At 72.4% G+C, this 13,261-nt stretch carries 13 protein-coding genes and 1 pseudogene; 7 read left to right on the forward strand and 7 right to left on the reverse strand.

The annotated features are described in order from the left end of the window. Positions 1–156: 156 nt before the first annotated feature. Positions 157–675 (reverse strand): annotated as a pseudogene (locus tag ACZ4SA_RS31490) (zinc-binding dehydrogenase); the annotation flags it as partial. A gap of 132 nt (positions 676–807) precedes the next feature. Here ACZ4SA_RS31490 and ACZ4SA_RS31495 point away from each other — a divergent pair. The 6 genes from ACZ4SA_RS31495 (at position 808) to ACZ4SA_RS31520 (ending at position 8,813) form a co-directional block, all read left to right on the forward strand. After that, the gene (locus ACZ4SA_RS31495; protein ID WP_468281365.1) at positions 808–3,906 is read left to right on the forward strand and encodes an NACHT domain-containing protein; all 3,099 of its coding nucleotides are present in this window, start codon (positions 808–810) and stop codon (positions 3,904–3,906) included. Positions 3,907–4,086: 180 nt separating this feature from the next. After that, on the forward strand, positions 4,087–5,082 hold the full coding sequence (locus ACZ4SA_RS31500; RefSeq protein WP_468281260.1) for a DEDDh family exonuclease: 996 nt from the start codon (positions 4,087–4,089) through the stop codon (positions 5,080–5,082). 63 nt (positions 5,083–5,145) lie between these two features. After that, complete coding sequence (locus ACZ4SA_RS31505) at positions 5,146–5,379, forward strand: hypothetical protein (RefSeq protein WP_100106509.1); 234 nt, start codon at positions 5,146–5,148, stop codon at positions 5,377–5,379. Between the two features lie 73 nt (positions 5,380–5,452). Then, positions 5,453–6,238, forward strand: coding sequence for an SURF1 family cytochrome oxidase biogenesis protein (locus ACZ4SA_RS31510; RefSeq protein ID WP_468281262.1), 786 nt, complete (start codon positions 5,453–5,455; stop codon positions 6,236–6,238). Positions 6,239–6,268: 30 nt separating this feature from the next. Further along, entirely contained in the window at positions 6,269–8,053 is a 1,785-nt protein-coding gene (locus ACZ4SA_RS31515; protein WP_468281264.1) for a glycoside hydrolase family 15 protein, read from the forward strand. 4 nt (positions 8,054–8,057) lie between these two features. Then, complete coding sequence (locus tag ACZ4SA_RS31520) at positions 8,058–8,813, forward strand: SDR family oxidoreductase (protein WP_468281266.1); 756 nt, start codon at positions 8,058–8,060, stop codon at positions 8,811–8,813. A 285-nt stretch (positions 8,814–9,098) separates the two neighbouring features. Here ACZ4SA_RS31520 and amaP read toward each other — a convergent pair whose 3' ends face one another. The 5 genes from amaP to ACZ4SA_RS31545 form a co-directional block, all read right to left on the reverse strand. After that, the gene (gene amaP / locus ACZ4SA_RS31525; RefSeq protein WP_468281268.1) at positions 9,099–9,686 is read right to left on the reverse strand and encodes an alkaline shock response membrane anchor protein AmaP; all 588 of its coding nucleotides are present in this window, start codon (positions 9,684–9,686) and stop codon (positions 9,099–9,101) included. Positions 9,687–9,692: 6 nt separating this feature from the next. Beyond that, positions 9,693–10,370 carry a DUF6286 domain-containing protein gene (locus ACZ4SA_RS31530; protein WP_468281269.1) on the reverse strand — a complete coding sequence of 226 codons (678 nt, stop codon included), beginning with the start codon at positions 10,368–10,370 and terminating at the stop codon, positions 9,693–9,695. Further along, the gene (locus tag ACZ4SA_RS31535) at positions 10,367–10,759 is read right to left on the reverse strand and encodes a hypothetical protein (RefSeq protein WP_468281271.1); all 393 of its coding nucleotides are present in this window, start codon (positions 10,757–10,759) and stop codon (positions 10,367–10,369) included. The genes ACZ4SA_RS31530 and ACZ4SA_RS31535 overlap by 4 nt, the downstream gene beginning before the upstream one ends. A 6-nt stretch (positions 10,760–10,765) precedes the next feature. Beyond that, positions 10,766–10,957: a hypothetical protein gene (locus ACZ4SA_RS31540; protein ID WP_468281273.1), complete on the reverse strand. Its 192-nt coding sequence runs from the start codon at positions 10,955–10,957 to the stop codon at positions 10,766–10,768. Between the two features lie 80 nt (positions 10,958–11,037). Continuing rightward, the gene (locus tag ACZ4SA_RS31545; RefSeq protein WP_468281275.1) at positions 11,038–11,538 is read right to left on the reverse strand and encodes an Asp23/Gls24 family envelope stress response protein; all 501 of its coding nucleotides are present in this window, start codon (positions 11,536–11,538) and stop codon (positions 11,038–11,040) included. A gap of 93 nt (positions 11,539–11,631) precedes the next feature. On the opposite strand from ACZ4SA_RS31545, the gene ACZ4SA_RS31550 reads away from it, so the two are divergent. Beyond that, a complete protein-coding gene (locus ACZ4SA_RS31550; RefSeq protein WP_468281277.1) occupies positions 11,632–12,306 on the forward strand; it encodes a hypothetical protein in 675 nt (224 codons plus the stop codon). A gap of 121 nt (positions 12,307–12,427) precedes the next feature. Here ACZ4SA_RS31550 and ACZ4SA_RS31555 read toward each other — a convergent pair whose 3' ends face one another. Then, entirely contained in the window at positions 12,428–13,219 is a 792-nt protein-coding gene (locus ACZ4SA_RS31555) for an enoyl-CoA hydratase/isomerase family protein (RefSeq protein WP_468281279.1), read from the reverse strand. Positions 13,220–13,261 lie beyond the last annotated feature (42 nt).

The following is a 13,261-nucleotide window of genomic DNA, read 5'->3' on the forward strand; positions in this document are numbered from 1 at the left end:
ACACCCACCCCATACGACAACGTCGGCTCCCAAGACCACAACCAGGTCTTGGGAGCCGACGTCACGCACGGGCCCGAATTAACCAACAGCGTCCGGACTTCCGCACCGGGCCTTCGTGACGGTGACGCGGATCCCTTCCGTCCGGTCAGGGCTTGATCAGACCTTGAGCGCGGTGCGTCCGTCCATCGCCTCGTACCCGCCGGGGACGCCGTCGAGGTCCACCGCCGGATCGAAGACGGGCGACGGGTCGAGCGTGCCGTCCAGGACGTCGGGCAGCAGCTCGGGGATGTACGCGCGGACAGGTGCGACGCCGCCGCGCAGGGCGATGTTCCGGTTGAACATGTCGCCGAGGCCGAGGCCGGTACCGCTGCCGTGCGGGACGCCGACGTACCCGATCGAGCCGCCGTCGCGGGTGGTGCCGACGGCCGTGCCCATCGGCTGCTCGGCGCCGACGGCCTCGATCACGGCGTGCGCGCCCTGACCACCGGTCAGTTCGCGCACCGCGGCCACGGCCGCCTCGCCGCGTCCGGCGACGACGTCGGTGGCCCCGAAGGTGCGGGCGATGCCGGTGCGCGCTTCGTGCCGCCCGAGCGCGGTGATCCGCTCGACGCCGAGCCGCCGCGCGGCGAGCACGCCGCACAGCCCTCCGACCGCTCCGTCACCGACGGCGGCGAGAACGGTTTTGCGGCTGATCACGGTACGCCTGTTCACCGGGCGGGCATGCACCGATGACCGGCAGCGGGCCGATCGCCGACCGTACGATCCGGTGTCCGGCACTTTTCACGGGGAGGAACCGCGTTGCAGGGTTTGGAAGTTGTCGTCTTACGGCTGGCAGGGACACTGGCCGTGACCGTCGTGAAGTCGCTGATCGCCGCCCGGCCGGGGGCGGGTCTGGTCCCGGGGCGCAGGGCGGCGCCGCTCCCCCGCCCGAACCCGGCGCCGGTGGCGAAGAAGCTCGTCGCCCAGCTCTCGGATCCCTACAGCGATCTGCCGGAGCACGAGCGGGAGGCGGCGATAGAGGGCGTACGGGACACGATCCAGGCGGCCGGGAAGATATCGCCGGACCGGCTGTTCGCCCTCGACCTCCTACCGGAGCGGCTCCACCGCTCGCTGCGCGCCCCCGACGCGGGGCTGGCCGAGCGGGCCGTCGAACTGTACGACGAGCTGCTGCAGCTGTGCTGCGGGCACCTGGTCGAGGCGCTCACCGCCGACCAGTCTTTCATGGCCCGGTCCGCCGTGGAGCAGATCCGACGGGCCGGGCACACCGAGGTGCTGGTCGAGGACATGCGCGGCCGGCTCGGCCCGCATCCGGAGGCGGCGGCGCTCGGCTTCGAGGGGCGGTACGCCGACTTCGTGGCCCAGACGCACGGACGGCTCGAGCTGTTCGGGCTCACACTGGGCCGGTCGGGCAGCGAGTGGCCGCTGGACACGGCGTACATCTCGCTCGCCGTCAGTGGCGGCGGGGCCGGTGAGGAGGGCTTCGGCCTGCCCCGTACGGGGCAGGTCGCCGCCCGGGTCGAGCAGGCGGTCGCCGGAGCGGACCGGCTGCTGCTGCGGGGGCCCGCCGGGTCGGGAAAGTCGACCCTGGTGCAGTGGCTGGCGCTCAACGCCGCACGGCGCACTTTCGGCCATGAGCTCGACGACTGGAACCGGTGCGTGCCTTTCGTGCTGCGGTTGCGGGCTTTCACATCCAACGGCGCGCTGCCCACACCGGACGAGTTCCTGCGGGCGACCGGCGTCCCGCTGCACGGTTCCGCCCCGGCCGGCTGGACCGACCGGATGCTGGCCGAGGGCCGGGCGCTGGTCCTCGTCGACGGCGTGGACGAGGTGCCCACGCGGCAGCGGCACCGTATCGAGACCTGGCTGAAAAACCTGATCGCCGCCTACCCCAAAGCACGCTATGTGGTGACGACCCGGCCCTCTGCTGTGCCGGAGGACTGGCTGGCCCGGCAGGACTTCACCGCGCACGCCCTGCTGCCGATGCAGCGCGACGACGTGCGCTCCTTCATCGGCCACTGGCACGACTCGGCCCGCCGCGAGTGCCTGACCGACCCGGAGCGTGAACTGCTCGACACCTACGAGACGTCGCTGCGCCAGGCCGTCAGCACCCGCAGGGACCTCGGCCGGCTCGCCACCAACCCGCTGATGTGCGCGCTGCTCTGCGCACTGAACCGCGACCGCAGGATGCAACTCCCCCGCGCCCGTAAGGAGCTGTACGACGCCGCGCTGGACATGCTGCTGGTCCGCAGGGACACCGAGCGCGAGATCGTGGGCGTGGAGGGCGTCGACCTCACCCGCGAGGAACAGACCGCGCTGCTCCAGCGCCTCGCGTACTGGCTCATCCGCAACGGGCAGGCCGAGGCGGAGCGCTCGGAGGCCGTGGAGATGGTCGCCGAGTGGCTGGCGGCCATGCCGCAGGTGCAGGGGACGGCGGAGCAGGTCTTCTCGCACCTGCTGATCAGGAGCGGGCTGCTGCGCGAACCGGCGCCGGGGGCCGTGGACTTCGTGCACCGCACCTTCCAGGACTATCTGGGCGCCAAGGCCGCGGTGGAGGCGCGCGACTTCGGCGTGCTGGTGAGCAACGCGCACGACGACCAGTGGGACGACGTCGTGCAGATGGCCGTCGGACACGCCCGGGTCGAGGAACGGGCCCGTCTGCTGCGGCAGTTGCTGCGCCGGGCGGACCGGGCACAGCGCCACCGGCACCGTCTGGTGCTGCTGGCGGCGGCATGCCTGGAGCACGCGCCGGAGCTCGACCCGCAGGTGAGGGCGACGGTCCAGGAACGCACGCAGGAGATGCTGCCGCCGCGCAGCCAGGACGACGCGGCCGAGCTGGCGAAGGTGGGCGAGCTGGTGCTGGAGCTGCTGCCGGGTCCGGACGGGCTCGAGGAGTACACGGCCGCGGCGGTGGTGCGCACGGCGGCGCTCATCAAGGGCGACGCGGCGTTCGAGGTCGTCGCACGCTTCCGGGCGGACGCGCGCTACCAGGTCGCGTTCCAGGTGTCGCAGGCCTGGGGCTCGTTCGACACTGAGTCGTACGCCGAGGACGTCCTGTCCGCGGGAGCGTGGGACGACTCGTACCTCCATGTGCAGACGCCGGGGCAGTTCCAGGCGCTGCGGCACACGCCGAGGGCCCGCCGGGTGCATGTGAGCGGCAGTCACGCGGACCTGGCGCCGCTGCTCGTGCTGCACGGCCCGGAGTGGCTCTTCGTCTACCGCAACCGGTCCCTCGCCGACCTGTCCGTCCTGGCTTCCCTGTCCGGGCTCAAGGACGTCGGGATCAGCCAGTGCCCGGAGATCCGGGATCTCTCGCCACTGGCCCGGCCCGGACTGGAGCGGCTGTCACTCTTCGAACTCCATCCCGATCTCCGGCCGGACCCGCTCCGGGACATGACGGATCTGCGCGCCCTCCACCTGGCTCACCCCCTGCTGGTGGAGAGCCTTGCGGAAATTCCGGTCGGCGACCGGCTCACCTCGCTCGGGCTCGCCCGGCAGACCCGCTATCTCAGCCTGGAGGGCATCGGCCGCTGGCCACAGCTCGAATCGCTCACCCTGGCGGGCACGACCCAGCTGCGCCAGCTCTCCCGCATGGCGTCCCCTCCCGCGCTGACCTCGCTGACGCTGAACGAACACGATCCGCTGGACCTTCGGCTGTTGCGCGGTCTCAAGGGCCTGTCGAGGCTCCACTTGTGGCGGTGCGAGATACCGGAGGGCCTGGGGGCGTTGCGCGAACTGCCCGCCCTGACCACTCTCCACCTCTCCCAGTGCCAGCAGTTCTCGGCGCCCCTCGACCTCGCGCCGCTGGCGGGGCTCGACCAGCTGACGGTCACCGTCTACGACGATGGGTCGACCACCGGACAGGACCTCTTTCCCGACGCCAGGCTCGTCGTGACACGCAAACCCTGACTACCCGCCGCCTTCACACGCCCCGGCTCAGAAGCGGGCGGGCGGCACCGAATACCGCCTGCGGCCGGGGCCGGTTGACGGCTGCGGCCCGCAACAGGCCACGGCGGGCGACCCGGTCGCGGCGCTCGGCTGCCGGGGCAGGGCCGGGACTGTCGGTGCCGGGCCGTATTCTCTGTGACCATGCTCGACGACCGTACGACCGCAGCGACGGCGTGGCCGGCCGCGTACCCACAGGGGTACGCGGTCGTCGACGTGGAGACCACCGGACTCGCCCGCGACGACCGGATAGTGTCTGCTGCCGTCTACCGCCTCGACGTCCACGGCAACGTCGAGGACCACTGGTACACGCTCGTCAACCCGGAGCGTGATCCCGGGCCGGTGTGGATCCACGGTCTGACACGCGATGTGCTGGAAGGCGCCCCGCTGTTCGGCGACATCGCCGGCGAGCTCTCCGCGCGACTCGACGGCCGGGTCCTCGTCGCGCACAACGCCACATTCGACTGGTCCATGATCGCCAGGGAGTACGCACGGGCGCGGGGCGCCGCGCCGACCCGGCAGCGGCTGTGCACCATCGCGCTCGCCAAAGAGCTTCGCCTTCCGCTGCCCAACCACAAGCTGGAGTCGCTCGCCGCGCACTACAAAGTCGTGCAGCAGCGGGCGCACCATGCGCTGGACGACGCGCGCGTGCTGGCGGAGGCGTTCCGGCCGAGCCTGCACACCGCGGCCCGCGACAATGTCCGGCTGCCGCTGCTCGAGTGCCGGCCGCTGACGGAGTGGTCGGACGCGCCCGCCGCCCCGCGCGTCGGCTACCAGCCGTCGTACGGGCACAGCAGCTGGCGGCCCTCCCGCAAGCGGCCCCCGTGCCCCTACCCCAACCCGGGGCGGTACGAGCCGGGCGGGCAGTTGGTGCAGGGGATGCGGGTCGCCTTCTCCGGTGACACCTCCGTGGAGCGCGAGCTGCTCGAGGACCGGGCGATCGAGGCGGGGCTGCATGTCGCGACGAGCGTGTCGCGGCTCACGAGCCTGCTGGTGACGAACGACCCGGACTCGTCGACGTCCAAGACCGTCAAGGCCGCGTCGTTCGGCACACCCGTCGTCGACGAGGGCGCCTTCACCCAGCTGCTGCGCGATGTCGCTCCGGCGCCCGGGGCACGGTCCGCACCCGCATCGGAGTGAACCCGGCGCGACTCGCCCGCCGCCCGCTCGCCCGTGGCACCGAAGCGTTTCACCCTGTGGCGCATGGCACGTTGCGAGGTTTGCGGAAACGACTACGGCATGTCCTTCGAGGTGCACGCGCAGGGCGCGGTGCACGTCTTCGACTGCTTCTCCTGCGCCATCCACCGCATGGCGCCCATCTGTGAGCACTGCCGGGTGCAGATCATCGGCCAGGGCGTCGAGGTCGAGGGCCACTGGTACTGCGGCGCCCACTGCGCCCGGGCCGAGGGGAGGGCCGGGATCGTCGACCGGGTATGACTGCCGGGCCGGCGGGGGTCTCCGGCGGACCCCCCGTCCGGGACCCCCGCGCCGAGCAGGTACGGTCGAAGCCGTGTACCGCTTCCTGTTGTCCCGGCAGTGGGTGATCCTCACCCTCATCGGCCTCGTTCTCGTCCCGACGATGATCGAGCTGGGCTTCTGGCAGCTGCACCGGCACGAGCGGCGGGTCGAACAGAATGCTCTGATCGCGCGGAATCTCGAGGCGAAGCCGGTCCCGATGGGCGAGCTCACGTCCCCCGGGCACACGGTCCCGCGCTCCGACTACTGGCGGCAGATCACCGCGACCGGCACCTTCGACACCGCCCACGAGGTCGTCGTCCGCCGCCGCACCAACGCCGACGACCGGGTCGGCTTCCATGTACTGACACCGCTGGTGCTGGCCGACGGCCGCACCGCCTTGGTGAACCGCGGCTGGGTCCCTGCGGCCGCCGACCAGACCGCCTACCCCGAGGTGCCGCCCGCGCCGGACGGCACCGTGACCGTCACCGGCAGGCTCAAGGCCGACGAGACGACCGGCGCCAGCGGAATCAAGGATCTGAAGGGCCTGCCGCCCCGCCAGGTGATGCTGATCAACAGCGAGCAGCAGGCGCGGCTGCTGGACCGGCAGGTGCTCGGCGGTTACCTGGAGCAGACGGCGCCGAAGCCCGCGAGCGGCGGCCCGGAGCTGATCCCGACGCCCGACCACGACTCGATCGGCGCGCACATGGCATACGCGGTCCAGTGGTGGCTGTTCGCCGCGGCGGTGCCCGTCGGCTGGGTGATTCTCGTCCGCCGGGAGAAGCACGACCGTGCGGCGGCGAAGGAGAGCACCCCCGAGCCCGAGCCGGCGGCTGCTTAGCCTCCACCGCCGGCGGGAACACGCCAGAGCGTGACCCAACGCATCGAGGACTACGCCCTCATAGGGGACTTGCAGACCGCCGGCCTGGTCGGCGTCAACGGCTCCATCGACTGGCTGTGCCTGCCCCGGTTCGATTCCGCCGCCTGTTTCGCCGCCCTCCTCGGCGACGAGGAGAACGGCCACTGGCGGATCGCCCCCAAGGGCGCGGACGTGTGCACCCGCCGGCGCTACGTGGGCGAGTCACTGGTGCTGGAGTCGGTGTGGGAGACGCGTACGGGAACGGTCAGGGTCCTCGACTTCATGCCGCAGCGCGACGAGGCCCCGGACGTGGTGCGCATCGTCGAGGGAATCAGCGGCACGGTCGAGATGCTCGGCACGCTGCGGCTGCGCTTCGACTACGGCTCCGTGGTGCCCTGGATGCGGCGCGCGGACGGCCACCGGATCGCGATCGCCGGTCCCGATTCCGTATGGCTGCGCAGCGAGCCGCCGGTCAGGACATGGGGTCAGCAGTTCAGCACCTGCTCGTCGTTCACGGTCGGCGAGGGCGACCAGGTGGCGTTCGTGCTCACCTGGCACCCCTCCCACAAGCCGCGTCCGAGGCTCATCGACCCGTACGAGTCGCTGAAGCACTGCCTCCAGGACTGGGAGACGTGGTCCTCGACGTGCCGGTACCAAGGCCCCTACCGTGACGCGGTCCTGCGCTCCCTGATCACCCTCAAGGCACTCACCTACGCCCCCACCGGCGGTATCGTCGCCGCGCCCACGACATCCCTGCCCGAGGACATCGGCGGCGTGCGGAACTGGGACTACCGCTTCTGCTGGCTGCGGGACTCCACACTCACCCTGGGCGCCCTGGTGTCGGTCGGCTACCTGGACGAGGCCGCCGCCTGGCGGGACTGGCTGCTGCGCGCGGTCGCAGGCGACCCGGCCGACCTGCAGATCATGTACGGGCTCGCGGGTGAACGCCGCCTGGCGGAGCTGGAACTCGGCTGGCTGGCCGGCTACGCCGGATCGGTGCCGGTCCGCGTCGGCAACGACGCGGCCTGTCAGCTGCAGCTCGACGTGTACGGCGAGGTGATCGACTCGCTCTTCCTCGCCCGCGAGGCCGGCCTCGCCCCCGAGGGGCACGCCTGGAACATCCAGCTGAGCCTGCTGGGCTTCCTCGAGTCCAAATGGCGCGAGCCGGACGAGGGGCTGTGGGAGGTACGGGGACCGCGCCGGCACTTCGTGCACTCCAAGGTCATGGCGTGGGTCGCGGCGGACCGCGCCGTACGCACCCTGGAGGCCGATCCGTCGCTGCACGGCGACGTGGCCCGCTGGCGGGCCATGCGCGACGAGGTCCACCGCGAGGTGTGTGAGAAGGGCTTCGACCCGGTGCGCAACACCTTCACCCAGTCGTACGGCTCCGCCGAACTGGACGCCGCGGTGCTGGTCATCCCGCGCGTCGGGTTCCTGCCCCCCGACGACCCGCGGGTGACCGGCACGGTCGACGCCGTGTGGCGGGAACTCGGCAGCGGCCCCCTCGTACGCCGCTACACCGCCGATGCCTCCCAGATCGACGGGCTGCCGGGGCGTGAGGGCGCGTTCCTCGTCTGCTCCTTCTGGCTCGCCGACGCGCTGCGGCTGACGGGCCGCGAGAAGGAGGCCCGTGACCTCTTCGAGCGGCTGCTGACACTGTGCAACGACGTCGGTCTGCTCTCCGAGGAGTACGACCCCTCCTGCGGACGGCACCTCGGCAACTTCCCCCAGGCGTTCAGCCACATCGGCCTGGTCACCACGGCCCTCGCGCTGACGGGACAGGAGACGGCAGGATAAGGCCATGGATCTTGGACTGAAGGACCGCGTCTACATCGTCACGGGCGCCTCCCGGGGCCTCGGCAACGCCTCCGCGCGGGCGCTCGTCGCCGACGGCGCGAAGGTCGTCATCACCGGCCGGGACGAGAAGACGGTCAAGGACGCGGCCTCCGAACTGGGCGCCGCTGCGGTGGGCGTGGCCGCCGACAACGCCGACCCGTCGGGCGCCGATCGCCTGGTCGCCGCGGCACGGGCGCACTTCGGGCGCCTCGACGGCATTCTCATCAGCGTGGGCGGCCCGGCGCCGGGCTTCGCCGCGGACAACACGGACGAGCAGTGGACCGCCGCCTTCGAATCGGTCTTTCTCGGCGCGGTGCGCCTGGCCCGCACGGCCGCCGCGGAGCTCGGCGACGGCGGGGTCATCGGATTCGTCCTGTCCGCGTCCGTGCACGAGCCCATCCCCGGCCTGACGATCTCCAACGGCCTGCGGCCCGGTCTCGCCGGCTTCGCCAAGTCCCTCGCGGACGAATTGGGCCCGCGCGGCATCCGCGTGATCGGGCTGCTGCCGTCCCGCATCGACACGGCCCGCGTCCGCGAGCTGGACGCGCTGTCCGGCGACGCGGAGGCGGCACGCACGGCGAACGAGTCCCGCATCCCGCTGCGGCGCTACGGCACCCCGGACGAGTTCGGCCGCACGGCGGCGTTCCTGCTCTCGCCCGCGGCGTCCTACCTGACGGGCGTGATGCTCCCGGTGGACGGCGGGGCACGCCACGGTTTCTGAACCGTTTCCCGCACCCCGCCCTTCCTGTACCGGGCCCTTGGGCTCAGTGCCACGTTCCCCGCCGGGTGCGGGGTCTCCCTTTCCACGTCTGGCGGTGTGGTGGCCCCCGGCCCCCGGCGCCGAGGTCGTCGGCGGGGGCGGCTTGTCAGGCCTCCGGGGGTACGACCCACGACCGGCGACCCGTGGGGGAAGACCCCGGACACCGCGCGAAGCGCGGAGCCGGCCGGCCGGGCGGGGATGGGGGCCCACGGCCGCCGGGCCGCGAGGAGGAGGGCGGGGCCGGGGTTACGTCACGCGCCGGGCCCGCCGGCGGCCCGTGTCCAGCCTTACCTCCGCGGGGAGCGCCTCCAGGCCCGCCGAATCCCTCGCGTGCGCGATCGCCTCGTCCGTGAGTCGCGTCAGCGTCTCGCCCGGCGCCGCGTCCGGTTCCAGCTGCAGGGCCATCCGGACCCGCGGCGTGGTCCGGCGGCCGGACAGAACGACGGACGCGCGCGAGACCCCGTCCAGCGACGACGCCTCCTCCGTCAGCACGCCCTCCAGCGCCCGCCCCCTCAGCAGCGCCCCTTCGCCCTCGCCGCTCTCCACGAGCACCTCCGAGAGCCGTGCACGGCGCAGTTGGGCGAGGAGCCACCACAGGCCGAGTACGAGCAGCAGTGCGAGGGCCGCGATGACAACCGGCCACCACCACCCCTCGTCCCGCCACCGCGCCCGGTCCGCGTCGCTGAGCAGGACGTCGTTCCGCCCGTCGTAGGGCCACCACGACGGTACGGAGAGACCGGCGCCCGCCGCGAGGACCGTGCCCCCGGCGCACACCAGGACCAGCCCGGCGAGGCCGAGGACCACCCGGTTGACGGCTCGAAGCATCCCCTGCACCGGTCCTCACCCCTTCTTCGGCGGCCGGCCGACGTGCACGGACAGGGTCGGCGGCCTGGCGAGGCCGAGTTCCTTCAGGCCGGCGCCGAGTGCCTCGTCCAGGTCCGCGCGCACGTCGTCCAGTTCACGGAAGTGCGCCCGCGACCGCACCGACGCCTTCGAGCGCCTCATCCGTACCCGCACGGTCTGCACTCCCGAGACCTCCATCGCCCGGTCGCGCAGGACCAGCGCCGCAGCCTCGCGGTGGAGGCCTGCCCGGAGGTGCGCCCGGTCGCTCCGCATCGGCAGCAGCGCCCGGAGGCCCGGGGTCACCGCGATGACGATCAGCCAGATGCCGAGGAGCACCGCAAGCCCGGCGCCGACCAGCACCGCGACCTCGTCCAGCCGCCATTCGGCGAGGCGGTCGGCGGTGACGCGCCGCCAGTGCATGGCGGGCCGCTCTGCCCGTACGGCGGCGATGTCGTACAGCAGCAGCCCCGCCCCCCCGACGACGACCAGGGCGAGCAGACCGGCAGGCACCCGGCGCACGGACCAGAAGCGGCCGGCCTTGCCACCGTCGTCGTCCGCCGGCGCCGGGTCGTACGCGGACGCCGACGCGGACTGGTCCAGTTCGAGAACGGGTCGGGCGGGACGCTCGAGGCCTGCCGACTGCTCGCGTGCTGTGGGCTGTTCCGGCTCGGTCATCGAATCCTCCCCTGCGCCGCGCGGCGCGAGTGGACGGAGTACAGCCGCTCGACCTGCACCGCCACCTCGGGGACCTCCATCCCCGCCAACGCCCTTACCCGTTCGACGACTCGGCGACGCACAGCACCGCACTGGGCGCCGATGTCCGACGGGTAGTCCAGCTCCAGGCTGACCCGCACCCGGGCCGTGTCGTGGTGGACGACGACCATGGCGTGCGGCGGTGCACCGCCTTCCGGTACGCCGTGGAGCGCTTCACGTGCCGCCCGCGCGGCGATCTTCGCCACGACGCGGTCGGCAATGCTCGTCGCCCCCCGATCGGCCGGCGCCACCCGGTCCGCGGGCGCGCCGCCGGCCGGCGTACCGCCCGTCCCTGCAGCGTCCGCGACCACGACGCGTCACCGCCGCCCTTCGCCACGCTGGCGACCCCGGAGGAAGTCGCCGACCTCGAGGTCGCCCTCGAGGAACCGGCCGACTACGAAGCCGACCGCTCCCAATGCCGCCACCAGCAAAAACGCCCCGAACCCACCGAAGTACCCGGCGAAGCCGAGCGCCATGCCGGCGATCAGTCCGACCACGGCCATGCTCATGTCGAGCTCCTTCTCATGCCTTCAAGCGGCCTCTACGGGCTTTCCCACTGCTCCACCGGCGTCTCAGGCTCCACCGGCCTCTATTGGAGTCGCGACTCCGACTCCTCCTCTTCCTCTTCCGGCAGTTTCACGTCGCTGACGGCGATGTTCACCTCGACGACCTCGAGGCCGGTCATCCGCTCCACGGCGGAGATGACGTTCTCGCGGACCGCGCGGGCGACATCCGCGATGGAGACTCCGTAGTCGACGACGATCTCCAGGTCGAGTGCCGTCTGCACCTCGCCGACCTCGGCCTTCACGCCGCGGGTGGCACTGGACCTGCTGCTGCCGGCCCCTCCCACCCGGTCGCGTACGGCGCCGAAGGTGCGGGCCAGCCCGCCACCCATCGTGTGTACGCCCAATACGTCCCGGGCGGCCAGCCCGGCGATCTTCTCCACGACACCGTCAGCGATGGTGGTGCGGCCACGGGATCCGGGTTCCGCGAGACGCTTGCCGCCGGTGGCCTTACGCGTCGCTTCGCCGGAGCCGGACGGCTCATTGCCGGATGTCGGGCTCAGGTTGCGGCCAGGTGTCTCGCTCATCGCCGTGATCCTTTCCGAGCTGTTGTGACCTCCAATTGCCCACACTAGGTGCGTTTGCCCGCATCCGCCCCGGGGATGCGGCAGGCTGGAGCAATGACCACTTCCGATGCGGTGCGGCGGCAGGTGCGGAGGGCGACGGGCCTCGGCAGACTGCTTCCGCTCGGCGGTCCGGCGGACGGCGCCTGGCTGTCCGAACGGGCGGCCGCGACGATGCTGCGCGGTGCGGGCTCCGCAGCCGTGCCGGGAGCCGCGCCGGAGGCGATCCGGCTCTCCCTGGTGGACCCGGAGGCCGCCGAGGACCCGACGGTGCCCGCGCCGCCGAGCGCCCTGCGACCGGGGCCGCTGCGCGTCGAGGCCGATGTGTCGGTCTGGGGTCTCAAGGAGCCCTTGCCGACGCTGACGGCCGCACTGCGGGCGGCCTTGTTCGAGGCGGCCTCGGACGTCCTGGGCCTCACGGTCACGACGGTGGATCTGCGTGTGGGCGAGTTTCTGGACTCCGCTCCCGAGGAGCAGCCGGTGCCGGATGCCCCCGAGGCGGTGCAGCCGTCGGACCCGGCCGGGACCGCCGCGGCCGCTACACCGGGCGTTGCCCACCTGACGGCGACGCTGGGCACCGCCGTGCACTACGGCCCGGACCATGTCCGCGTCGAACTGGCGACGGCGCCGGGGCATACGGCGTTGGAGGTGGCGAGAGCGGTGCGGAGAGCGGTGGCGCGGACGCTGTCCGACGATCGCGCGGTGACGGTCGTGGTCACGGCGGTCTCGTGACGGTGCCGCGTCCCGGACCCCGGCGGGACGGGGGGTTCGAGCCCCGCCGGGACGGCTCCCACCGGCACCTTCCCGTACGGGGAGTTCGAGGCGCGGCGGCCCGGAGGCAGCGTTCTGTCCGTCAGTCCGCGAGGCCGGCCAGGTCGCGCAGGCGTCGCCCCTGCGCAGCCCGCTCCGCCGCACGCTGCTCGTCGTACGAGCGGCCTGCCGCGTCCCGCAGCAGCGCCTTCGTCTCGATCAGCGCCTCCCGGGGCGCGGCGACCAGGGCCTCGGCCAGGTCGCGTACGGCGCCGTCGAGCTCCTCCGCGGGGACGACGAGGTTGGCCAGGCCCGTGCGCTCGGCCTCCTCCGCGTGGACGAAGCGGCCGGTCGCGCAGATCTCGAGGGCGCGGGCGTAGCCGACGAGCGACACCAGGGGGTGCGTGCCGGTGAGGTCGGGGACGAGCCCGAGGCTGGTCTCACGCATGGCGAACTGCACGTCCTGCGCGACGACCCGCAGGTCGCAGGCGAGGGCGAGCTGAAAGCCGGCGCCGATCGCATGGCCCTGGACGGCCGCGACGGAGACGATGTCATTGCGGCGCCACCAGGTGAACGCCTCCTGGAACTCGGCGATGGACGCGTCGATTTCCGCGTCGGAGCCGCGTGCCAGGTCCATGAAGGACGGCTCGCCGTCGAAACCTTCCGGCGTGAACGCCTGCCGGTCGAGCCCCGCGGAGAAGGACTTGCCCTCACCGCGCAGCACAACGACCCGCACGCTGCCCGGCAGTGACCGTCCGGCCTGCGTCAACGCCCGCCACAGCGCGAAGTTCTGGGCGTTGCGCTTGGCCGGATTCGTCAGGGTCACCGTGGCAACCGCATCTTCGACGGTGAGCCGTACGCCGTCCTTGTCGAGTACAGGATCGAGCGAAGTCATGAGACGCCTCCGGTTCGGTGCAGTCGGGCTTACTCTTCGGTC

The sequence above is a fragment of the Streptomyces sp. NPDC027962 genome (assembly GCF_055566095.1).